Source organism: Falsihalocynthiibacter sp. CO-5D18 (assembly GCF_041205445.1).
Lineage (GTDB): Bacteria > Pseudomonadota > Alphaproteobacteria > Rhodobacterales > Rhodobacteraceae > Falsihalocynthiibacter > Falsihalocynthiibacter arcticus.
Genome location: NZ_JBGFCF010000001.1, coordinates 422765 through 443796 on the forward strand (window position 1 = coordinate 422765; position 21032 = coordinate 443796).

The 21032-nt window shown below is 54.6% G+C and carries 21 protein-coding genes; 14 read left to right on the top strand and 7 right to left on the bottom strand.

Annotation, left to right across the window (positions count from 1 at the left end):
- Positions 1–24 precede the first annotated feature (24 nt).
- From AB9F27_RS01950 to AB9F27_RS01960, 3 genes are all read right to left on the bottom strand, one after another.
- Complete coding sequence (locus AB9F27_RS01950; RefSeq protein WP_335584785.1) at positions 25–1599, bottom strand: phospholipase D family protein; 1575 nt, start codon at positions 1597–1599, stop codon at positions 25–27.
- Positions 1600–1687: 88 nt separating this feature from the next.
- Positions 1688–2461 (bottom strand): HpcH/HpaI aldolase/citrate lyase family protein, encoded by a 774-nt coding sequence (locus tag AB9F27_RS01955; RefSeq protein WP_369757479.1) that lies wholly within the window; start codon positions 2459–2461, stop codon positions 1688–1690.
- The gene (locus tag AB9F27_RS01960) at positions 2458–3672 is read right to left on the bottom strand and encodes an NAD(P)/FAD-dependent oxidoreductase (RefSeq protein WP_369757480.1); all 1215 of its coding nucleotides are present in this window, start codon (positions 3670–3672) and stop codon (positions 2458–2460) included. Before AB9F27_RS01960 ends, AB9F27_RS01955 begins: the two co-directional genes overlap by 4 nt.
- Before the next feature lie 266 nt (positions 3673–3938).
- On the opposite strand from AB9F27_RS01960, the gene AB9F27_RS01965 reads away from it, so the two are divergent.
- Genes AB9F27_RS01965 through AB9F27_RS01980 form a run of 4 tightly spaced genes read left to right on the top strand, consistent with a single transcriptional unit; the run spans position 3939 to position 7406 of the window.
- Positions 3939–4838 (top strand): metal ABC transporter substrate-binding protein, encoded by a 900-nt coding sequence (locus AB9F27_RS01965; RefSeq protein ID WP_369755491.1) that lies wholly within the window; start codon positions 3939–3941, stop codon positions 4836–4838.
- Positions 4835–5725 carry a manganese/iron ABC transporter ATP-binding protein gene (locus AB9F27_RS01970; RefSeq protein ID WP_335584788.1) on the top strand — a complete coding sequence of 297 codons (891 nt, stop codon included), beginning with the start codon at positions 4835–4837 and terminating at the stop codon, positions 5723–5725. Before AB9F27_RS01965 ends, AB9F27_RS01970 begins: the two co-directional genes overlap by 4 nt.
- Positions 5725–6582, top strand: coding sequence for a metal ABC transporter permease (locus tag AB9F27_RS01975; RefSeq protein WP_335584789.1), 858 nt, complete (start codon positions 5725–5727; stop codon positions 6580–6582). The genes AB9F27_RS01970 and AB9F27_RS01975 overlap by 1 nt, the downstream gene beginning before the upstream one ends.
- Positions 6579–7406, top strand: a complete 828-nt coding sequence (locus AB9F27_RS01980; protein ID WP_335584790.1) for a metal ABC transporter permease — start codon at positions 6579–6581, stop codon at positions 7404–7406. Before AB9F27_RS01975 ends, AB9F27_RS01980 begins: the two co-directional genes overlap by 4 nt.
- On the opposite strand, the gene AB9F27_RS01985 is transcribed toward AB9F27_RS01980, so the two are convergent.
- Complete coding sequence (locus AB9F27_RS01985; protein WP_335584791.1) at positions 7403–7981, bottom strand: TetR family transcriptional regulator; 579 nt, start codon at positions 7979–7981, stop codon at positions 7403–7405. The two genes, AB9F27_RS01980 and AB9F27_RS01985, sit on opposite strands and share 4 nt — an antisense overlap.
- A 121-nt stretch (positions 7982–8102) precedes the next feature.
- Here AB9F27_RS01985 and AB9F27_RS01990 point away from each other — a divergent pair, with 121 nt between their 5' ends.
- Together AB9F27_RS01990 and AB9F27_RS01995 are read left to right on the top strand one after the other, a co-directional pair.
- Positions 8103–8561 carry a (2Fe-2S)-binding protein gene (locus tag AB9F27_RS01990; protein ID WP_335584792.1) on the top strand — a complete coding sequence of 153 codons (459 nt, stop codon included), beginning with the start codon at positions 8103–8105 and terminating at the stop codon, positions 8559–8561.
- A gap of 1 nt (position 8562) precedes the next feature.
- On the top strand, positions 8563–10806 hold the full coding sequence (locus tag AB9F27_RS01995; protein ID WP_335584793.1) for a molybdopterin cofactor-binding domain-containing protein: 2244 nt from the start codon (positions 8563–8565) through the stop codon (positions 10804–10806).
- A 70-nt stretch (positions 10807–10876) separates the two neighbouring features.
- Here AB9F27_RS01995 and AB9F27_RS02000 read toward each other — a convergent pair whose 3' ends face one another.
- Complete coding sequence (locus AB9F27_RS02000; RefSeq protein WP_335584794.1) at positions 10877–12268, bottom strand: DEAD/DEAH box helicase; 1392 nt, start codon at positions 12266–12268, stop codon at positions 10877–10879.
- Positions 12269–12919: 651 nt separating this feature from the next.
- On the opposite strand from AB9F27_RS02000, the gene AB9F27_RS02005 reads away from it, so the two are divergent.
- Positions 12920–13903, top strand: coding sequence for a GGDEF domain-containing protein (locus AB9F27_RS02005; RefSeq protein ID WP_369757481.1), 984 nt, complete (start codon positions 12920–12922; stop codon positions 13901–13903).
- Here the strand turns inward: AB9F27_RS02005 and AB9F27_RS02010 are convergent.
- Positions 13897–15132: an HlyD family secretion protein gene (locus AB9F27_RS02010; RefSeq protein WP_369755485.1), complete on the bottom strand. Its 1236-nt coding sequence runs from the start codon at positions 15130–15132 to the stop codon at positions 13897–13899. The genes AB9F27_RS02005 and AB9F27_RS02010 overlap by 7 nt on opposite strands.
- Positions 15125–15502, bottom strand: coding sequence for a hypothetical protein (locus tag AB9F27_RS02015; protein ID WP_335584797.1), 378 nt, complete (start codon positions 15500–15502; stop codon positions 15125–15127). The genes AB9F27_RS02010 and AB9F27_RS02015 overlap by 8 nt, the downstream gene beginning before the upstream one ends.
- 407 nt (positions 15503–15909) lie before the next feature.
- Here AB9F27_RS02015 and AB9F27_RS02020 point away from each other — a divergent pair, with 407 nt between their 5' ends.
- The 7 genes from AB9F27_RS02020 to AB9F27_RS02050 all read left to right on the top strand — a co-directional run bounded on the left by AB9F27_RS02020 (position 15910) and on the right by AB9F27_RS02050 (position 21016).
- Complete coding sequence (locus AB9F27_RS02020) at positions 15910–16302, top strand: helix-turn-helix transcriptional regulator (protein ID WP_335584798.1); 393 nt, start codon at positions 15910–15912, stop codon at positions 16300–16302.
- A gap of 101 nt (positions 16303–16403) precedes the next feature.
- Positions 16404–17921 (top strand): ATP-binding protein, encoded by a 1518-nt coding sequence (locus AB9F27_RS02025; RefSeq protein ID WP_335584799.1) that lies wholly within the window; start codon positions 16404–16406, stop codon positions 17919–17921.
- Positions 17918–18526: a response regulator gene (locus AB9F27_RS02030; protein ID WP_335584800.1), complete on the top strand. Its 609-nt coding sequence runs from the start codon at positions 17918–17920 to the stop codon at positions 18524–18526. The genes AB9F27_RS02025 and AB9F27_RS02030 overlap by 4 nt, the downstream gene beginning before the upstream one ends.
- 90 nt (positions 18527–18616) lie before the next feature.
- Complete coding sequence (locus tag AB9F27_RS02035) at positions 18617–19096, top strand: heme-binding protein (protein ID WP_335584801.1); 480 nt, start codon at positions 18617–18619, stop codon at positions 19094–19096.
- A 59-nt stretch (positions 19097–19155) separates the two neighbouring features.
- Positions 19156–19821, top strand: coding sequence for an ankyrin repeat domain-containing protein (locus AB9F27_RS02040; protein ID WP_335584802.1), 666 nt, complete (start codon positions 19156–19158; stop codon positions 19819–19821).
- Positions 19822–19911: 90 nt separating this feature from the next.
- On the top strand, positions 19912–20292 hold the full coding sequence (locus AB9F27_RS02045; protein WP_335584803.1) for an MbcA/ParS/Xre antitoxin family protein: 381 nt from the start codon (positions 19912–19914) through the stop codon (positions 20290–20292).
- Positions 20252–21016, top strand: coding sequence for an RES family NAD+ phosphorylase (locus AB9F27_RS02050; protein ID WP_335584804.1), 765 nt, complete (start codon positions 20252–20254; stop codon positions 21014–21016). Before AB9F27_RS02045 ends, AB9F27_RS02050 begins: the two co-directional genes overlap by 41 nt.
- Positions 21017–21032: the final 16 nt, after the last annotated feature.

Genomic DNA, 21032 nt, shown 5'->3' on the forward strand with positions numbered 1-21032 from the left:
ATGAAAGCTATTCCCGCGACCGCCCTAGAGTTGTCCCTTAACCGGCAGAAATTTGGTGATATTTGCGATGGTCTTTTTCGAGAAACTCGCCCCGGGTTCGGAAGTTTCCACGTCGATGCCCTGCGGCGTGGCGATCGTCCAAAGGATGTTGCCTTTGGGGTCTAACGACAGTTTATAGGCATGGGTTTCGATGTATTTGAGGACCCCAGTTTGAAAGCGTTTCGCAAGCTCTGGCGAGTCGATAAACATGCCAAATTCGGTGTTGATTTCGATCGAACGGGGATCATAATTCAGCGAGCCAACAAAAAGGGTAGTGGCATCAAAAACGGCCGCTTTGGTGTGCATCGTGAGTACCACGTCGCTGTCTGGGGGAAGTTGCCCCAAAGCTTGTAACGCATCCGCGCGGATTTCATAAAGCTCAACACCTGCCTCCAAAAGCCCTTTGCGGCTCGGAGCATACCCACCGTGCACATAGGCATGATTGGTCGCTGCCAAGGAATTGGTCAGGATCACCACCCGTCGTCCTGCACGGCTGAGTGCTTTAAACATCGCGAGGTCCGACGGGCGTGGCACGAAGTAGGGCGACATCAAAATGACGTCCGATTTTGCCGAAAGTATTTGCTGTTTAAGTTCGTCGGAAAGCGTCCGAGGGCCTACTTTGACCGCATTGCGTGTTTTTTGCGGGGTATCGGTTACAACCCATGCGTCGCCGCGAAGGGGTTGGATTGTCCCGTCCAACACCTGAGCAAGAAACTCCGAACTCATGGCTTTGGCATAGAGATCTTTCTCGGCTTGATCCGCACGGCCACGAAGGTCCTGCTGTAAGCTTTCTTTGTCCACCTTGAGGCCTAGTTCTTGGAAGTTTTCCATCGGGACGGAGTGCGGGTCATTCCAATAAACGTCGAAGGATTTTGCAACGTCTTTTGTGACAGGCCCCATGACAAATATGTCAAAATCGGCAAATTCCGAGTCTGAGTTGATCTCAAAATACTCGTCCGCAATGTTACGCCCGCCCACGATGGAGGCCGCATTGTCCGCCGTTAGCGTTTTGTTGTGCATGCGCCGATTGACGCGATTGAAATCGAGTAGGAAATTCGCGCCTTTTGTGGCGTTGCGTGAAAGGGGGTTGAATAAGCGCATTTCAATGTTCTCATGATCATTCAAAAGCGCAATTTGATCGTCGGTCGCGGAGGTGAAAACGTCATCCAATAGGAATCGCACCCGCACCCCGCGTTCCGCGGCATCAATCAAAGCACGCGCAAAAATACCGCCTGCGAGGTCAGGTTTAATCAGGAAATATTGAATGTCTAGCGTGTGCTCCGCGGCTTCAATGAGACGCAAGCGTGCGCCAAGAGCGTCGTTTCCTGAAACCAAGGGAATCAATGTCGTTTTCCCGCCGCTCTCAAGGGTCTCTTGCGTGGCAACGCGTGTGACCCTGCTTGAGCCCAAAATGTCCGTAGCCGAAGTTGGCGTGTGGTTTTTTTCGAACGGAACATGTGTACAGCCAGCGACCAATAGCAATAGGCATCCAAGACACAAAGACGTTACATTGGAACGGGGCGCGGACGGGACGGGGGCGGTAAAAATATCAGATTTCATAACGAACTGTTGCGACAGTTGCCGCAACGCGTCAACTATCCGCGCGAGGAAACTCGTCTTAATATCAATACATGTGGTAAGCGCGCCATCATTTGAGGTCTGATTTGACCTTTGCCAAAAGGGCATCGCTGGCTTTTGCGAGCAAGCCTGAATCCGAGCCACAAGCGACAAAGGTGAACCCATCGTTGAGTAATTGCGCGGCAAACTCTGCGTCGGCGACAAGCGTGCCGACGGGGATGCCTACTGCCATCAAGGCGCGCGCAACGGGCCAGATGGCCTCCCAAACTTCGGGCGCAAGCGGCTTGCCAAGATAGCCTAAATCGGCGGCAATATCCCCCGGACCAAAGAAAACCCCCGACACGCCTTCGACGGCGCCGATTTCAAGAGCATTGGCCAAGGCTTCGCGGGTTTCTACCTGTATAATCAACGTCGTTTCGTCTTCGATTTTCGCAAAGTAATCCGTGATGCGGCCAAATTTATTGGAGCGGGTCAGGCCACTCACACCCCGAACTCCGCGTGGAGGATAACGCGTGGCGGCAACCGCTGCGCGCGCCTCATCCGCATTCTGCACCATCGGAAATAACAGGCCCGGCGCGCCGACATCGAGCAGGCGTTTTACTTTAACGGGATCATTCCAGTCGGGCCGCACAATGGCGGTCGTGCCCGTGTTGGCAAAGGCTTGGAGTTGGCCAATCACCGACGGAATTTCATTGGGGGAATGTTCGCAATCAATCACTACCCAATCATAGCCACAGGGGGCCACAACTTCGGCGGTGAAATTACTGGCGAGGGTAATCCACAGGCCGATTTGCTTTTCGCCTGATTGAATTGCTTGTGTAAACGGGTTTTTCTGGAGGTTCATATCACTGCCTTTTCAATAAATTTTTCACCTTTTGCCACACGCGCATATCCGAAGGGCGACAAATCGAGGGTTTGGTAGGCGCCGTGGGTTATCCATTCGGCCACGCCGCGTCCCATGGCGGGGGATTGCTGAAATCCGTGGCCTGAAAACCCGTTAACGAAGATGAAATTCTCGACCTCGGAATGGGGGCCAACAATCGCGTTTTGATCCAACGTATTATACGCATAATGCCCCGCCCATGTGTTGACCAGCTTGGTGGCCTCAAATTGCGGGATGCGGGTGGCAAGGATGGGCCAGACTTTGTCCTCCCAAATGTCGTGGTCGAGGGCGAAATCGTCAAAGGCGACGGCGGGATCTTCATCGGGTTTACAACCCGCCATATAATACGCGCCATCGGTGCGCACATGGATGCCTGACGGGTCGATCGTCAAAGGAAGGTCGCGATCAAGCGGGGTTTCTGCGGCGAAAATGAAGGTGAAACGTTTGCGCGGCTCTACAGGAATATCTATGCCCAGCATGCGCGCGGTGACGGCGGCGCGCGGGCCGGAGGCGTTCACAACCGTTCCACAGGAAATCACGTCGCCAGATTTGAGGGTGACAGAGGTGACGCGTGTTCCCGCCGCGTTTTTGGCCATCGAAACGACCTCATTGCTCAAGAATTCCACGCCCCGCTCGCGCGCACTTCGTTTCCACCAATCAAACATGGTGTTGCCGTCGAAATAGCCCTCGTTAACGCGGTTGTGGTTGGCACCGATAATGTCGTCGAGTTGGTAGAAGGGGTAGTCGCGCAGAATTTCGTCGGGAGACATGTATTTTGTGCCGGCCCCCAATCGCGATTGCAGTTTTTGGTTTTCTTGCAGGGTTTGTGCGAAGGCCTCTGTATCGGCCAAATAAAGGTAGCCAAAGCTTTGGAGCGTAATATCGGGAATACGTGTGTCGCCACCCATATATTCACGAAAATTCTGAATACAATCAACGCCAAACTGGCTGACCTTAATGTTGACTTCGGTCGAAAATTGTTGACGGATACAGCTGTTTGTATGCGAAGTTGAGGCGAATTCGTAGCTTGGGTCACGCTCTACCACGAGGACTGACCCCTGAAAATCAGGGCTATCGGTGAGGAACCACGCCACCGAAGAGCCGAGCATGGCACCCCCGATGATGACGACGTCGTAGCTTGTTTTTGTCGGAGAATTGTAGGTTATATCCACGCCGTTTTTCCTCAAGTTCAGATGTTTTGGGGATTTAGGCATGATCTATTGAGGAGTGTCCATAGCCTGTGTTTGATTGCGCGTTTTTAGGCTTTTCGAGCTAACAACGATGGTATGAAAACACATCGTTTTTCGATCTCAGCGTCCAGCCAGATTCTGCGCGTTGGCTGGGAAGGGGATAAAGTTGCGAATGGTTCGCAATTGCATTGACAGTTGCGAATGGTTCTCATAAACGGAGGTAACGAAATTCACCTCGGGGTAGGGCAATGCTGGCGCGAAAATCACTATGGGCGATCACATGTTTGGCGGCTTTTGCTGCGGCCACACCCATCACCGCAAAAGAGAAATTTAAGGCACTCACGACCTTTACTGTGATTGCAGATATGGCCAGAAACGTCGCTGGAGACGCCGCCGAAGTTGTATCGATCACTAAGCCCGGGGCGGAAATTCACGGCTATCAACCCACACCGCGCGACCTGATCAAAGCCCAAGACGCGGATTTAATTCTGTGGAACGGGATGAACTTGGAGCTGTGGTTTGAGCAGTTCATTGGCAACCTGAGCGATGTACCGGAGGCCATCCTAACCGAGGGCATCGTCCCGATGGATATCGTCGAGGGCGATTATCAGGGGCGCCCCAATCCGCACGCCTGGATGTCCCTGGAGAATGCGATGATTTACGTGGATAATATCGCCGCGGCCTTTGCGGAGCACGACCCCGAAAATGCGACGATTTATATGGAAAACGCGCAGGCATATAAGGCGCAGCTCACGGCCGAAATTGCGCCGCTTCGCGACGGAATCCTCGCCATTCCAGAAGAGGATCGCTGGCTGGCGACGTGCGAAGGGGCCTTTAGTTATTTGATCCGTGACTATGGAATGAAAGAGCTTTACCTCTGGCCGATCAACGCCGATCAAACGGGCACTCCTCAGCAAGTGCGCAAGGTGATCGACGCGGTGCGCGCCAATAATGTGAAAGCGATTTTTTGCGAAAGCACGGTGAGTTCGGACCCCGCGAAACAGGTCGCCCGCGAGACGGGGACAGCTTTTGGCGGCGTTCTCTATGTGGACAGCCTGACCACAGCGGACGGCGACGTGCCCACGTATATCGACCTTCTGCGCGTGACCTCGCAAACAATTCTGGACGGGTTGGGGGGCAACCAATGACCCTTGCAAACGGCCAATCCTCCGGCATTCGCGCCCGCAACCTCACGGTGACTTATCGCAATGGCATGACAGCTTTGCGCGATGCGAGTTTTGAAATTCCCACGGGGACAATCACAGCTTTGGTCGGGGTTAATGGCGCTGGGAAATCCACTTTGTTTAAGGCCATTATGGGGTTCGTCCCTACGATTAAAGGCGATATTACCGTTCTAGGTCAGTCGGTTAAGTCGGCGTTGAAGCAGAATATCGTCGCCTATGTTCCACAGTCCGAAGAGGTGGATTGGTCGTTTCCGGTGCTGGTTGAAGATGTGGTTATGATGGGCCGCTTTGGCAAAATGGGCTTTTTGCGCATTGCTTCGTCAGCCGACAAAAAGGCCGTAACCGAAGCCCTCTCGCGGGTCGGGATGGTCGATTATCGCTATCGTCAAATTGGGGAACTTTCGGGGGGACAGCGCAAACGGGTGTTCCTTGCCCGCGCCCTTGCTCAGGACGGAAAAGTCATTCTGCTGGACGAGCCTTTTACGGGCGTCGACGTCCAAACCGAAGATGCGATCACGGATTTGTTGCGGGAATTGCGCGCCGAAGGGCGGGTGATGTTGGTCTCCACGCACAATCTTGGGTCTGTCCCCGAATTTTGCGACCGGACCATTTTGGTCAAAGGCACAGTTATTGCGCATGGCCTCACCGAAGACACCTTCACACGCGCAAATCTTGAGGAAGCTTTCGGCGGCGTTTTGAGGCATTTTGTGTTGGGTGGTAAAGATTTGCACGATGATGACGATACCCGCCACGTGACCATCCTAACCGATGACGAGCGCCCCTTTGTCACCTATGATGATCGCGCCCAGACGGCGGCACCCGATCCTGAAATCGAGGGGAAAACCCCGTAATGGAAACGCTTTTGGTGCCGTTTACCTATGGGTATATGATCAACGCGATGTGGGTCAGCGCGCTTGTCGGCGGCATCTGTGCGTTCCTTTCGGCGTTTTTGATGCTTAAGGGGTGGTCGTTGATTGGCGACGCCCTCAGCCACTCGATCGTGCCCGGTGTTGCTGCCGCCTATATGATTGGTCTGCCCTTCGCGTTTGGTGCATTTCTGTCGGGTGGACTGGCCGCTGGGGCTATGCTTTTCCTCAACAATCGTACGGGGTTAAAGGAAGACGCGATCATCGGGATCATTTTTACATCCTTCTTTGGACTCGGGCTTTTCATGGTGTCGCTCTCGCCATCATCCGTCGATATTCAAACAATCACCTTGGGCAATATCCTCGCGATTACGCCTAGCGACACCCTGCAATTGGCGCTGATTGGCGGGATCACGTTTGTGATCCTTTTGGCAAAATGGAAAGACCTCATGGTGACGTTTTTCGACGAGAACCACGCTCGTTCCATTGGCTTGAACACCGGTGCCCTCAAGGTCTTGTTTTTCACACTTTTGTCGGCGTCCTGCGTTGCCGCGCTGCAAACTGTTGGCGCGTTTTTGGTGATCTCGATGGTCGTCACACCGGGTGCGACAGCCTATCTTTTAACCGACCGCTTTGGCTGGCTTTTAGTCATAAGTGTGGCGCTCGGGGCGGTCTGCGCCTTTGTGGGGGCCTATCTGTCCTTCTTCCTTGATGGTGCAACGGGCGGGATCATCGTTTCCTTGCAAGCCCTTGTTTTCCTTTTCGCTTTCTACTTCGCCCCCAAGCATGGGATGCGCGCGGCCCGTCGACGTGTCGCCGCTGAAATCGGGGGAAACACATGATCGATACCCTCCTGATGCCGTTTCAATTCGCGTTTATGCACAATGCGTTTTACATCGTTTTGATCGTCTCGGTACCCACGTCCTTACTGTCGTGTTTTCTGGTTCTCAAGGGGTGGTCCCTGATGGGCGACGCCGTAAGCCATGCGGTCCTTCCGGGGATTGTTCTGGCCTATATTGCGGGTATCCCGTTGATAATTGGCGCTTTTGTGGCGGGAATGACTTGCGCGCTGGCGACAGGATTTTTGGCCGATAATAGCCGTGTGAAACAGGATACGATCATGGGCGTCGTGTTTTCGGGCATGTTTGGCTTTGGGGTGGTGCTCTATACCAAGGTCAAAAGCGACGTCCATCTTGACCATATCCTGTTTGGAAACGTGCTTGGTGTCGGCCCCGAAGACCTGTGGACGGCGGGCATTGTTTCGCTGATTGTCTCGGCAATTCTCCTGATGAAATGGCGCGATTTTCTGTTGCACGCCTTTGATCCGATTCAGGCCAAGGCCTCCGGTTTGGCCGTCGGCTTTTTGCACTATGGGATGTTGGCAATTTTGTCGCTGACGATTGTGGCGACGCTCAAGGCTGCGGGCATTATTCTGGCGATTGCCCTGCTTATCTCCCCCGGTGCCATCGCGTTTTTGCTGACCCGACGCTTCGAATATATGCTGATGATTTCGGTGGCCGTCACTATGGTTTCGATGTGCTTTGGCCTTTATATCAGCGTCTTTATCGATAGCGCGCCAGCCCCGACCATTGTCTTGGTTTTGACCTTCGTTTTCATTGTGGTTTTTGTCGGGACTCAAATCCGAAATGCGCGGGTCACAACTTAGATTTTTGCGTCAACAATGCTTTGAATATTTTGCGCAAGGAGGCTGCGGACTTCGGTCGACGTATCCTCGCCCAAGGCGCTGATTTTGAACACGCGCCGCATCATATCATAGCCAAGCATGACCGACACCAGCAGGCCTGTTTTGGCCCTGCGCATTTTTGGATCAATGTCCGGGAATCGGCTTGCTAAAACGTCGTTAAAGGTCGCTTCTAGAGCCTCGGAAATAACCCGCACGGAGTGTTCGCTCGAGGTTGATCGCAAGATCGCGAGCGTGGGGTCATAGCCTTCTTTTTTGACGGGATGGGCGAGGAAATAATCGGCTATCCGTTGGCCCAAAGTGTTCATATCCCCGTCGAAAATTTCTTCGAGGTGCAAATGTTCAATGATTGCGGCCTTAAAAAGCCCATCTTTGGAGCCGAAATACCGATTGATGAGGGCGACGTTGACCCCTGCAACCCCCGCGATTTCGCGCAGTCCCGCGCCATCATATCCGTTATCCGTAAACACACGACGTGCGGCCACAAGGATCGCTTCTTGCGTGGCATTCGCGTTTCGTTTGCGGGGAGGGAGTGTCATGGAATTAGGGTCCCGCTTTCTTGTAAACAGGTGTTTACTTGCTTTGTCTTGTATGTAAACATATGCTTACTTCTAGCAGGCCCGCTCAACTTCACAAGTGTAAAAAGTCGGAGATACTTTGATGAAACTTTTGGTAAATGGAACCGTCCATGACCTGGATGTCGAAGAGGACATGCCCCTCTTGTGGGTGTTGCGCGATGAGCTCGGCATCACGGGGCCCAAATACGGCTGTGGCGTTTCGCAATGTGGGGCGTGTTCGGTCCATATTGATGGCGAGTTGGTCAAATCCTGTCAGGTTGCCGCGATGGATGTTGAGGGCGAGGTTACAACAATCGAGGGGCTGGGAACGCCAGATTTGATGCACACCGTTCAGGCCGCTTGGGTCACACATCAAGTGGCGCAATGCGGCTATTGCCAGTCGGGGCAAATCATGGCGGCAGCCGCGCTGTTGTCCCAGAATGCTGCGCCAACTGATGACGAAATCGACGAAGGCATGTCCGCAAACCTCTGTCGCTGCGGCACCTATCCACGCATACGCGCTGCTGTGAAAACGGCTGCATTACAAATGAAAGGCGTTTAAAATGAGTCGCGCTGGAAAAATTGCGCGCCGCACGTTCCTGATCGGGTCGGCGGCGATTGTTGGTGGTGTGGCTTTTGGCTTTTACCAATACAAAAAACCCATCACAAACCCGCTTTTGGACGGGTTACCCGAGGGGAACGCAGCGTTGACGCCCTATGTTCGCATTGATGCTGACGGGGTTACGATCATCACGCCGCGCACCGATATGGGGCAGGGCGCATACTCCATTCAGGCGGCGATGGTCGCCGAAGAACTGGACATTGCTTGGCAGGACATCAAGGTTGATCCGGGTATGCCAAGCCCCGCGTATTTTAACGGTTCTGTACAAGGCGAAGGCATGCCGTTTCCCGCGACGGACGACGGATTTATGGCCACCAATGCGCGCGCGTTTGGCCATGTACTGGGTAAACTTCTGGGCGTTCAGATCACAGGCGGGTCTTCGACCGTCCCTGATGGATACGAAAAACTACGCATCGCAGGGGCCGTTGCCCGCGAGACGTTAAAGGCTGCCGCCGCCGCACAGACGGGCCAATCTGTGGCCTCCATGAATACCGAAAATGGCGCGGTTATTCTGGCGGACGGAACCCGTATTAGCTATGTGGATTTGGCCGCAGAAGCCGCCAACGTCACGCTTGTTCAAGAGGTCAATTTGCGGCCAGAGACCGAGTGGAAATACCTCGGAAAAGATATGCAGCGCATTGATATCATGGCAAAATCGACGGGTACGCTTCCCTATGGTATCGATATGGAAATGGACGGTATGGTCTATGCGACCGTGCGCACAAATCCGCGTCTTGGCGGGGCGGTATTGGGGTATGACGACAGCGAGGCAAAAGCCGCGCGCGGTGTCCTCAAGGTTGTGCCTATCACTGGCGGCGCGGGCGTCATCGCCGACAATACATGGCGCGCGTTTGCGGCGGCGGATATGATTTCCTTTGACTGGGGCCCCGCACCTTATCCTGCCGAACAGGATGCTTTGTGGGAGGCCGTTGGTGCGTCTTTCACAAAGGAGTATCAGGACAGTCAGTTCAAAGATGAGGGCGATGTTGAGGCCGATTTGGCCAAAGGTGACGTGCTTGAAGCGACCTATCGCATTCCTTATTTGGCGCATGCGCCGCTCGAGCCGATGAACGCAACCGTCCTTTTGAAAGACGGGCGTTTGGATGTCTGGACAGGCACCCAAGCCCCTACCTTTGCGCTTGCCAAAATTGCAAAAACCTTTGGCATTGAGGCGGAAAATATCTTTCTGCATGCGTTGAGTGTTGGCGGTAGTTTTGGCCGCCGTTTAGAGGATGATTTTATCGTGCAGGCGGTCGAATTGGCCGTCGCTTATCCAAATGTCCCGATCAAAATGACGTGGACCCGCGAAGAGGATATGACGCATGATTTCCCACGCCCAATGCAAATGTCACACGCGAGTGGCCGTGTCGAAGATGGTAAAGTCGCGTGTTTTGATTTGGGAATTGCGGCGCAATCCGTGACGGCCTCGCAAATGGGGCGTGCGGGAATGTCCGTACCGGGCCCAGATATCGCGATTGTTGCGGGCGCGTGGGATCAACCCTATGCCATACCGAATTATCGCGTCACGGGCTATCGCGTTCCCGAGCTTTTACCTGTGAGTTCTTGGCGTTCGGTTGGCGCGTCCGGCAACGGCTTTTTGCACGAAGGTTTTCTGGACGAGTTGATCCACGCGGCGGGGGCCGATCCGTTGCAAGAGCGCTTGCGTTTGTGTTCGGATGACGTGTCGCGCAAGGTGTTGGAAGCGGTTGGCGAGATGTCAAACTGGGGCGAAAAAATGGGCGAGGGACGCGGGCGCGGCGTGGCGTTTAACTTGTCCTTTGGAGTTCCGGTGGCGGAGGTTGTTGAGGTGACGCAAACCCCCGACGGAATCAGAATCGATAAGGTTTTTGTTGCCGCCGATGTGGGCCGCGTGCTTGATCCGATCAACTTTGAGAACCAAGTTCAAGGTGGCGTTATTTGGGGGCTGAGCCATGCGATCATGGCGGAGCTGACCTATTCGGACGGTGTCGCCGACCAGAATAATTTCGATGGGTTCGAGGCCATGCGCCTGTTCCAAGCGCCCGAAATTATCGTGCGTGGCCTTGAAAACGGCACGAAAATTCGAGGTATTGGAGAGCCTGCAGTGCCGCCCGCGGCGCCCGCTTTGGCCAATGCGATCTTTGCCGCCACGGGGCAACGCATTCGCGAACTTCCCCTGTATAATCACATTGATTTTGTAAGCTAAGACGCAGAAATACTTGTGTAAAAGAAAACCCCGCGAAAGGAAAACTTTCGCGGGGTTATTTGTTTGAGATTTAGGAAGAAACGCGGGAGCGACGTTGGCCGCCTGCACCTGCGCCAGCACCGCCGCCGCCACTGCGACGTGGTTTGCCACCGGCACCGCCGCCGCTATTTGGCCGCCCTTGGCCGCCACCGTTTCCGCCGCCACCATTGGAGCGACGTTGGCCGCCACCAGCACCACCAGCGCCGCCTCCGGCACCGCCGCCGCCTGCGCGACGACCGCCACCACCAAATCCACGGCCACCGCCGCCACCTGGTTTTTTGGCAGGGGTTTCATTTTCCCATGCACGGCCACTCGCGATTGGAAGCGGGCTTCCGGTTACTTTTTCGATGCCGCGCAATTCGCCCATTTCCGCAGAGGAACAGAAGGCAACCGCTTGACCAGAGGCACCAGCACGGGCCGTGCGGCCAATACGGTGCACATAGTTTTCTGAAACATTGGGCAGGTCGTAGTTATAGACATAGCCTACGCCTTGGATGTCGATGCCGCGCGCCGCAACATCAGTTGCTACGAGGACTGTGATTTTGCCCTCTTTGAATTCTTTGATCGCACGGTCACGTTGGCCTTGGCTTTTGTTGCCGTGGATGGAGCCGGCGGTAAACCCAGCAGCGCACAAGCTTTTCATCAGTTTTTCGGCGCTGTGTTTTGTGCGCATAAAGACCAGCGAAAGCTCTTCTTTGTGAGTGCCGAGAAGCTCAACCAGCAAGCTTTGTTTGGCGCTTTGAGCGACATAGTGCACGGATTGGGTGACTTTGTCGGCGGTTTGACCGGGACGCGAAACTTCTACGCGTACGGGGTTGTCCAAATAGGCGCGCGCAAGTTCGTTCATTTGTTTTGGCATAGTGGCCGAAAACAACATTGTCTGACGCTCTTTTGGCAAGAGGGGCGCAATGCGGCGCAGCGCGTGGATAAAGCCAAGGTCCAGCATCTGGTCGGCCTCATCAAGCACAAGGTAATGTGTGGTGCTCAGGTTTACGGCGCGACGGTCGATGAGGTCGATCAAACGGCCCGGAGTGGCGATCAAAAGATCAAGGCCACGGGTCATCATTTCGATCTGACGGTTGATGGAAACACCACCCACAACGAGACCAACTTTAATGTGGCTGCCTTTGGTGAAGGCGCTCAGGTTGTCGGCGATTTGCTTGGCCAATTCACGCGTTGGCGCAAGGATAAGGCCAGCAGCATGTTTCGGCGCAGGTTTAACGCCTGTCTTAGTCAAGGCGTGGATAAGGGGTAGACCGAAGGCCGCCGTTTTGCCAGTACCGGTTTGGGCAAGGCCCATCACATCGCGGCCATTCATGGCGTGCGGGATGGCTTGGGATTGAATTGGAGTTGGGGTTTTAATGCCCAGCTCGTCTAGTTTTTGTACGAGACGGGGGGCAAGGCCCAGCATGTCGAAATCCATTGGATAGTCCTTTCGCGGGAAAACCCGCTAAACGGCATCGCCAATTGGCGTGCCGAAAATACAAATGCGCCAGCCCAATAGGACTAGCGAAGGCGTTAGGGTTGCGTTTGAAGCCAAAGGCGTGGCCGAATGCCGACCTATGTCCAAACGACGGCCCCCCCGCGTGATGTGGGAAACTTTTTGCTTACACTGCGCTCTTCGCGGATCGCGAATCTCTGCTCACGCGGCAGAACGCTTGTGTAAGGGGTATGTGGGCGCTCTCGACTTCAAAGTCAAGAGCGTGTCTTTTTAAGCCATTTCCCAGTATAGCGCCTAAGTCTTGATCACTTTGCTGGAAGGCCTTCGCGAGAACTCGCCTATAAAACGGCCCGCGCTTGGTCAATTTTGAGACACGTGCTAAAGGTGTGGGCATGTGTTAAGAGCCTAAATCCGTTTGGCAAAATCACTAAGTCGAATTCTATCAAGTTAAGGTGTTATGGGCTTATTAAATTTTAGTCGATCCAGTGATGTTTTAAGTGTATTTTTGAATGGTGTAGGTGAAGTGTTAATCATCGTGGACAGTATCGCAGCCAAATTCTTCAGGATCTCGACAGGTATGGCCAGCGAGAGAGATTTTGAGCGACTTAGCCCTTCTAAAGCGAGGGCGCGCGTATGAACGCGGGCGGGAGTTATTACCAAAAAGTAGCTAATGCCTATGCTGGCGCGACCGTCATCGTTGACCTTGATGGTAAAATCGTTGCGGTGAATAATGCAGCCAATGAGAAGTTCGCGTTTAATCTCGGAGATGACTTTTGTGCGTCCTTTATGGACCCTCAGGCCGCGTTGCTCGGCTTGCAAGAAAGTGCAGCCCCAAACGCAAACCACCTCTTTCAAATCAAGTTGGCAGGGCAGGAGACCTTGGCCATATTCGGTACAGGTGTGGTGCCGGAACCATCACAGAGCTTTCGGGGGAAACCAAGTGTCCTGCTCCGCCTTGAGACACAAAGCGCCCTTTCGGCACGGTTCACAAGCTCGCCCACAGATGGCCTTGAAGACCTCAATCAGCGTTTGCGTTTTGAAATTGAGCGCCGTTTGAAGCTAGAAATGGAGAATGCGACCCTCGAAGAAAAGGTGAAACGCGACCCGAAAACTTCCCTTTTGACGCGTGGCGGAATGGACAAGGCCTTGCGGGCGCATTTTCAGGAAACACCTGATGTGCCGCTGATTATGATTTATCTCGACCTGAATGGTTTCAAAACCATCAACGATAACCTTGGCCATGACGCGGGCGATCTAGCGATTGCCGAGGTCGGGCGCATCCTCAAGGAAAACCTGCGCCAAGACGACATTGCGGCCCGTTTAGGAGGCGATGAATTCGCGGTTGTCCTGAAAGGGGCGCAAAACCGTGCCCAGATCCAACAATTCGTCCTCCGGCTACATGATCTTATTTGCGAGCCGTTTGACTATACCGACCCTTTGACCAAGCAAGTCCATCTCATTGATCTGAGTTTTTCGGCGGGTGTGGCCAAGTATCCCAGCGATACAAAGGATGTCGGGTTGCTTACAGTCTTTGCGGATCGTGCGATGTATTCGGCAAAGGCGCGGGGGGTTCCGTCGGAGAATTTCACCAATATTCGCCCCCCAAGACCTCAGTGACCTCCTGATAGAACTAGGGTGCGGACAGGCAACAACAATGCCTGCGACCGCAGCAAAATTGCATGCACCAACGCCAAGGTATCGGTGACATGGTAAAACGTTTTCATACCAAACCCCAAGGTGCCGGAGGCAATCAGATCGTGGTGGTTTGAATAGAGGTTGGCGATGCAATTGCTCCCCGAAATAATACCATCAGTATGTCCCTCATAGAGGGGTGTCAGTTCGACCGTTATCGTGCCGGGGCGGACGACGTCTTGGGTGTCTATAAGGCGATCGCTCGGGCGGAACTGGCCCGAAGCAATGACATCCTGAACGCGGGACACAAACATTGGAATAACGGTGAAGGGTTTTGAAGCACAGGTGATTTCCGCGATCATACCCTCTTTTATAACGCCGGCGGATATCTGGCCAAATCCGGCGATGAATGAGCCTTCGTTATCACTTTCGGGGACCATAATGCCAGCGGGGCGGAACATCGGATTTACGATATCTCCGACTTGAAGCGCCAGTTGGAAAATAGTGGCATCCACGCCGGCACTGATGAGGGTTTTATCGAGCGCCACTTGGGCTTCAACAACATGCGATAGGGCGCTCTCTTTTTGGGCGGGAAGGACGAGGTCGCGTTGGGTGATCACCCCATCGCGATTTGCAACTGCGGCATCATATGTGGCAACCTTGGTCGCCAAAAGTTGTGTTAAAGTGTCGAGTTCCTTGTCTGTAACCACGTCGGGATTGCGTTTGTAAATGTCCTGTTTACGTTGCAACTCATTGGCGGTTTGGTCTCGGCTGGCTTGGGCTTGGGCAATCGTGGCTTCCGCCACGGCAAGCTGGGACACGACCAAAATAAGCGCAGCATCAACCTCGGAAACTGTACTTTTTGCCGCCTCAAGATTGGCCACTTGCATGGAATCGTCGATTTTGAAAATCGGATCGCCTTGCTTCACTTCTTGGCCTGTTGTCACATAAATTTCCGTCACACGGCCATTTGATTCTGGAAGAATAGAAATGGTGCGATAAAACGACGACACATTGGTCGTGGAGGGGTGGTAGTAAAAGATGATGGTGATCAACGTAAGGGTCAGAATTGCGCAAGCCGTGATGCCATAACGCAGGACATACCATACCGAAAACAGCGTGATTTCATGGCCGATACGCTTGCCCTGACCATAGCGGCGGTACAGGTAATCGGGCAGGATTGTGATCAAGGAGCAGCCGATAACTTCAAACATTTTTCGTGCCCCCATTTTTGGATATGCGCAGCAACGAGCGCGCCATTGAGCGGAAAGGGGTTAGGAAATCGGGGAGGGTCACCGTGGCCAAAACCAGAGCCGCAACCCAAAAATAACCGTTGTGGGTAAAGAGGGCCAAAAGCGACAAAGCCCCGATAACCTGAAGCTGGTTGCCGCGCTTTTCTTCGGCAAGGGACTCGGGAATAGAATGGAGTTTGAAGTAGAACACCCCAAGCGCAAGGATCAGTCCAAGAACGAAAACCGTTACGACGGTAAACATTTGATCTGTGCCCCCCGGAGGAACGATAAAATAGGGCAAATGTTCAGTGGCCGCCGGATTGAGGGCAAGGCCAGTGGGAGGGTTGGACATGGGGGTTCCTCGTTTTGATTTGCCACTTTAGTGCGCGACTAGTTGGCCGTTGTCTATCTTTCTAACCAATATCAAGGGTTTGGTAGCATGTTTTTATGGAGTCTCAATTCACCACTCTTGCTGTGAATTCGAGTGGGTATGCCGCCAGCGCATCGGGCAATCTAGGTTGAAACAGGTCACCGCCCCCGCAAGCCGCGCAGGGCAAATTCCGGAAGGCGTAATTGCTATCAATCCCCTGCCTGTCGCACTGGCGGGCAGGGGTCTTCAAAACGGGCTAATATCACCTCAGTTTGAGGGCGTTGCCGCTGCCAGATGCTCCAATGAAACGCGCGGCGAACTTGAATTTTGAGGCATAGTAGGTTAGGGAGGGTGTACTGTAACAATACAGTCCAAACGCGGAGCCCGTCGTGTCCACCATAAACCTTGAGAATACCGACCAATTCAACGAAACCGTCGCCACATTCGGCGACCGGCTTGAAGCCGCGCGCGAGGCCAAAGGGCTGACTGTGGAAGGTCTGGCGGGGAAGATTGGTGTCGAAGCCAGCAGCGTCGAAGCATGGGAAAACGATGCCGACTCGCCGCGCGCAAATCGCATCCAGATTTTGGCAGGATTGTTGAACGTGTCCATGGTCTGGTTGATCAGCGGCGAAGGCAATGGCACCAGCCACGTTGCGGACACATATGATCGCCCCGCTGGCGTGAATGACGCTCTGGGCGAAATTGCACAGATGAAAGCAACACTGACGGGCGTACTCGACAAGCTCGACAAGCTCGAAAAACGCCTGCAAGAAATCGATTGATCTCCCGTTAGTTTGCCCCGTGGAAACGCTTGCGTTCCATTGTGCGCCGTAACCGTAGAAATACGGATTGGCGAATTGTGGGCCACATGCGATGAAGACGGATGAAAGCGGCGCGCACATCTTTTGAAAATATTTGGCGAACCCTTGTGCTTTGGGGTGTTATTTTGGCTCTAACCGTTGCGGCCTTGGCGCTGTTTGAGCGGCAGAGGCTGGTACGCGAGCTGACGGTCAAGAGCGCAACGCTACATCGTTTGGCGTCTCAGCGCGCCGATCAGCATGACGCACATTTAACGTCCCTTTCAGCGATTTTTGTTGCTGGAGGAGCCGAGCGGCAGGACTTATTCTTGGATGTCACGGCGACAATCAAGCGCTTTTACCCACGCATTCTTTCAGTGGATGTGGTCCCGTTTGATCCATCTGAGGCGGGCATTCAATCGCTCCCGCGCCTAGAGGCTGGGACTGCCGCGCTTATCCGCGAGATGGCCCAAAACTCAAATGGCGCGTTGCAGTTGCACCAGATGCCCGCGCGGCCGACACAATATTTACTGGTGAAACGCAGCCCCAATACAGATGCAGCGCGGCACGCTCTCGCACTGGTCATCGACGCAAATGCGCTGGTGGCATCGGAGGATCCATTTTGGGAGCGGCCCTCTGTCTCGCGCCGAATTTCAACACCAGAAGGAGACGTATTGACGGGAACAATCGCGCCCGACGGTGCCGGTTTCTCCATGCCCCTCGGGAGCGCGTCACAGCCATTGATCCTTGAAACATCGCTGGCGATACGCTTGGCTGACTTGTTGTCCGTGGGGAAAATCGTTGCGGCAATTACTGGGGTTTCGACGTTATTTTTGCTGATACTCCTTGGCCTTAAACAACGTGCCCGCCGGAAGGACGCCGAAAGTCGTGCCCAATTGAGCGCGCAAGAAACCCGATTGGCCCATGCTTCACGCGTCAACGCGATGGGCGAGATGGCCAGCGGAATGGCGCATGAATTGGCGCAACCCCTGACCGCTATTCTAAGTCAAGTACAAGCAGGGCGTCACTTGGTCCGGCAAGGGGACACTGGGCGGTTGGCGCAAGTTTTGGACGATACGGTGACGCAGGCGCAAAGGGCGTCCGATATCCTTGATCGCCTCAGAAAATGGAGCAAACCCAATCGCGCCGCGCCCACGGCCTGCGCCCTGCATGACGCGGTGCACAGCGTTGATCGGCTGTTGGCGTTGGAAGTTAAAACCGTCGGGGCCACCATTTTGTTGCAGCTTTCGAAGGAGCCGATTTTTATTGTCGCGGACCCAGTTGAGGTGGAACAGGTTGTGTTTAATCTGGTGCGCAATGCACTTGATGCCTCAGACAACCCGAAAATTTCGATCAGAACGCAGATCTCTCAAGGGCGGGCGATTTTGGAAGTTTTGGACGATGGCCCTGGTGTTCCACCCGACCTCAGGCCACGTATTTTTGAACCTTTTGTAACGGGAAAGCGCGACGGAACGGGCCTTGGGCTGGCGCTCTGTCAACGACTGGTCGAAGAGATGAGTGGCGATTTGGAACTTGCCGCCGACACGCCGCAAACAACATTCCGCCTGTCCATCCCTCTCGCATCCCCCCGAGGTTCCTTATGAAAAACTATGTCTATCTCGTGGATGATGACGAGGCCGTGCGCAAGGCGCTGACCCTTTTGCTTGAGACAGTTGGCCTAAATGTGCGCAGCTTTGGCGCGCCTGAGACCTTCCTAAATCAAGCGGCGAGCCTCAATCCGGGATGTCTTATTCTTGATATTCGGATGCCCGCGATTTCTGGTTTGAAACTACAGGAAAAACTGCGGGAACACGGGATAAACTGGCCCACAGTGGTGATCAGTGGCCATGGCGATATTGAGGCCTGTAGGCGAGCGTTTCGCAACGGCGCGATGGATTTTTTGAGCAAACCCGTGGATGAGCATGACTTGATTGATGCGATTCAAAAGGGACATGCCGAACTTGAAGCCCAAGAGCAGGTTTCAGCAGAGCGGGCCGAAGCTTTGGCGCTGGTCCATCACCTCTCATCGCGAGAACAGGAAGTGCTTGGGATGATTGCCAAGGGGTTGACCACCAAGCAAATGGCCGACGCACTCAGCCTGTCGCCGCGCACCGTCGAAAGCCACCGTGCGGCGATCGCGGCCAAGGCGGGCACCTCGTCGGCGGCGGAATTGACGCGGTATTGGCTGGAGGCGCAGGCCGGTCCGTAGAACTACGGATATCGCTGCGGGCGCTACGAATGGCGCGATGGAGACACGCGATTTAGGGTGAGGGCATCAGTTAAACAAAAGGAAAATCCAATGATCCGTACAATCGCTCTTGTCGCCTTTCTCGCCCCTGTCGCCTCCTTCGCACAGGACTTGCCAACCGCGTCCTATCTGCCGCTCGACATGGCCACAAAAGCCGCTCAAACCGCCGTCGACGCCTGCACCGCCGAAGGTTACAACGTCAGCGTCGCGATCGTCGCCCGCAGTGGTGTAACCAAAGTGATCTTGCGGGCCGACAACGCAGGGCCACACACGGTTGGCAGCAGCACGGGTAAAGCCTTCACCTCCGCAAGTCTTGGCCGTGACACGGCTGGTTTGGCCGATTTCATCGGTGGCAATCCACAAAATGACGGTTTGCGCGATATGGATAACCGTCTGGTTATTCAAGCGGGTGGCCTTCCGATCAAGATCGGCGGCGCTTTGGTTGGTGGGATCGGTGTTGGTGGCGCTCCCTCGGGGGACATTGACGCGACCTGCGCACGGGCTGGCCTTGACGCCATCAACGCGGAATAAACCAAAGGCGGCCCGCTCCCACTAAAGGGTGGGCCGCTGCTTTTTAAAAGGGGATCTATATGCTGCGCTCTCTGGTTTTTTCTGCCTCCTTGGTGCTGTTCGGTGCCGCCCATGCCCAAACCGCCCCATCGCGTTCGGATGTTGCGTCTTATGTTGGCCTGCACCGTGCGGCGCATGAAGGGCAGGCGGGTGAGATTGCCCGTTTGATCGCGGCGGGTGCCGACCCGAACGTGCGGGACCCCGCTGGCCGCACCCCTGCACATGTTGCCGCTTTTGCCTCTCACAACAACGCGCTTACGGCCTTGGCGCAGGGGGGCGCCGACATGAATGCGTTGGAAGATGGTGTCTATGATGTGGTGACAATTGCGGCGGTCGCCGACGATCCCGACATGGTGTCTTTGGCCATGAGCCTTGGCAATAAGGCGGATTTGATCACCAGCGTCTATGACGGCACAGCCCTGATTGCTGCGGCACATCTGGGTCATGCCGAAGTCGTCGCGCGTCTTGTCGCGGGGGGTGCCCCGCTCGATCACATCAATAATCTTGGATGGACTGCCGTGATGGAAGCGGTGGTTTTGGGAAATGGCGGTGCGGATCACGTCCGAACCGTTCAGATACTTGTGGAAGCCGGTGCGGACATTTCCCTCTCGGACCGCGACGGCGTCACTCCCTTACAACATGCGAGATCACGAGGGTACGCGGAGATTGTTAGCCTGCTTGAGTGAGTATCAGGAGGCGGCATTTTGTCAGCTCAATATTGACCTTCCTGTAGAAATATGTTTAATATAATATTCCTACAGAAAGGAATAGCACTTATGGACACCATCCAAAGACTGGCCTCTGTTCCAAGTCGTGAGGCGATTTTGACCAAAGCTACGACCCGTGCCGCCGCACGCCTCGGTCTGTCTGGTCGATTTCTGGCAGATGTGCTTGGGGTTTCCGAAGCGCAGGTGTCGCGGTTTAAAAGCGGCGAAGCCACTCTTGCCCAAAACACGAAATCATTCGAACTTGCCGCGCTCCTCGTGCGGGTTTTCCGTTCGCTTGACGCGATTGTTGGCGGGGATGATCGCGTGGCCTGTACGTGGCTGAAATCAGAAAACACGGCCTTGGGCGCACAGCCTTTGGAACGCATGACCTCAATACAAGGATTGATGGATGTCGTCACCTATCTGGACACCCGCCGCGCTCCAATCTGAGGTTCAGCCGATTGACAGCACCGCGTGGCGTCTTGTTGAGGCGCAACACGTCGTGTCGACATTAAGCCTCGTGGACAGCTTGGAAGAGCAAGCGATGCTTGAGGATATTCTGGAAACAACAAAACCGCCGTTGCCCAAGGACTGTCAGGGGCTGGATTACCTGCTGGCGACGCCGTTCCGCTACAGGCCCTATCCACATGGGTCGCGGTTCCGTCGCGCAGGCCTCACAAAGGGCGTCTGGTATGGGTCTGAAGCCCCAGAAACGGCGCTCGCCGAAATGGTCTTTTACCGGTTTTTGTTCTATGCCGAGAGCCCGAACACGCCGTTTCCCGACAATCCAGCGGATTACACGGCGTTTTCCGCCGCATTTTCAAGCGAACGCGCGCTTGATTTGACGACGGGTGGCCTCAAAGCGGATGCCGCAGATTGGCAGCACCACACGGATTACACTTCCTGCCAAAACATTGCGGACACCGCGCGGGAAATCGACGTAGGCATCCTTCGGTTTGCCTCGGTGCGTGACCCGTCCAAAGGGGCGAATTTTGCGGTTTTGGACTGTCGGGCCTTTCGGAATAGTGCGCCTCTGGATCGGCAAACGTGGCGTATCCGTATTTCTCGAACGGGGGCACAGGCCGTTCGGGATTACCCGCGACTTGGGCTTGAGTTTCCTCAGACGGCTTTTAACGATGACCCACGCGTTGCCGAAATGGTTTGGGAGAGATAAGCATTTACAAAGGGCC

Excerpts from the sequence above, each read along its gene's own strand:
- AB9F27_RS01950 (WP_335584785.1), bottom strand. The coding sequence starts at position 1,599 with ATGAAATCTGATATTTTTACCGCCCCCGTCCCGTCCGCGCCCCGTTCC.
- AB9F27_RS01955 (WP_369757479.1), bottom strand. The coding sequence starts at position 2,461 with ATGAACCTCCAGAAAAACCCGTTTACACAAGCAATTCAATCAGGCGAA.
- AB9F27_RS01965 (WP_369755491.1), top strand. The coding sequence starts at position 3,939 with ATGCTGGCGCGAAAATCACTATGGGCGATCACATGTTTGGCGGCTTTT.
- AB9F27_RS01970 (WP_335584788.1), top strand. The coding sequence starts at position 4,835 with ATGACCCTTGCAAACGGCCAATCCTCCGGCATTCGCGCCCGCAACCTC.
- AB9F27_RS01975 (WP_335584789.1), top strand. The coding sequence starts at position 5,725 with ATGGAAACGCTTTTGGTGCCGTTTACCTATGGGTATATGATCAACGCG.
- AB9F27_RS01980 (WP_335584790.1), top strand. The coding sequence starts at position 6,579 with ATGATCGATACCCTCCTGATGCCGTTTCAATTCGCGTTTATGCACAAT.
- AB9F27_RS01985 (WP_335584791.1), bottom strand. The coding sequence starts at position 7,981 with ATGACACTCCCTCCCCGCAAACGAAACGCGAATGCCACGCAAGAAGCG.
- AB9F27_RS01990 (WP_335584792.1), top strand. The coding sequence starts at position 8,103 with ATGAAACTTTTGGTAAATGGAACCGTCCATGACCTGGATGTCGAAGAG.
- AB9F27_RS01995 (WP_335584793.1), top strand. The coding sequence starts at position 8,563 with ATGAGTCGCGCTGGAAAAATTGCGCGCCGCACGTTCCTGATCGGGTCG.
- AB9F27_RS02000 (WP_335584794.1), bottom strand. The coding sequence starts at position 12,268 with ATGGATTTCGACATGCTGGGCCTTGCCCCCCGTCTCGTACAAAAACTA.
- AB9F27_RS02005 (WP_369757481.1), top strand. The coding sequence starts at position 12,920 with ATGAACGCGGGCGGGAGTTATTACCAAAAAGTAGCTAATGCCTATGCT.
- AB9F27_RS02010 (WP_369755485.1), bottom strand. The coding sequence starts at position 15,132 with ATGTTTGAAGTTATCGGCTGCTCCTTGATCACAATCCTGCCCGATTAC.
- AB9F27_RS02015 (WP_335584797.1), bottom strand. The coding sequence starts at position 15,502 with ATGTCCAACCCTCCCACTGGCCTTGCCCTCAATCCGGCGGCCACTGAA.
- AB9F27_RS02025 (WP_335584799.1), top strand. The coding sequence starts at position 16,404 with ATGAAAGCGGCGCGCACATCTTTTGAAAATATTTGGCGAACCCTTGTG.
- AB9F27_RS02030 (WP_335584800.1), top strand. The coding sequence starts at position 17,918 with ATGAAAAACTATGTCTATCTCGTGGATGATGACGAGGCCGTGCGCAAG.
- AB9F27_RS02035 (WP_335584801.1), top strand. The coding sequence starts at position 18,617 with ATGATCCGTACAATCGCTCTTGTCGCCTTTCTCGCCCCTGTCGCCTCC.
- AB9F27_RS02040 (WP_335584802.1), top strand. The coding sequence starts at position 19,156 with ATGCTGCGCTCTCTGGTTTTTTCTGCCTCCTTGGTGCTGTTCGGTGCC.
- AB9F27_RS02045 (WP_335584803.1), top strand. The coding sequence starts at position 19,912 with ATGGACACCATCCAAAGACTGGCCTCTGTTCCAAGTCGTGAGGCGATT.
- AB9F27_RS02050 (WP_335584804.1), top strand. The coding sequence starts at position 20,252 with ATGTCGTCACCTATCTGGACACCCGCCGCGCTCCAATCTGAGGTTCAG.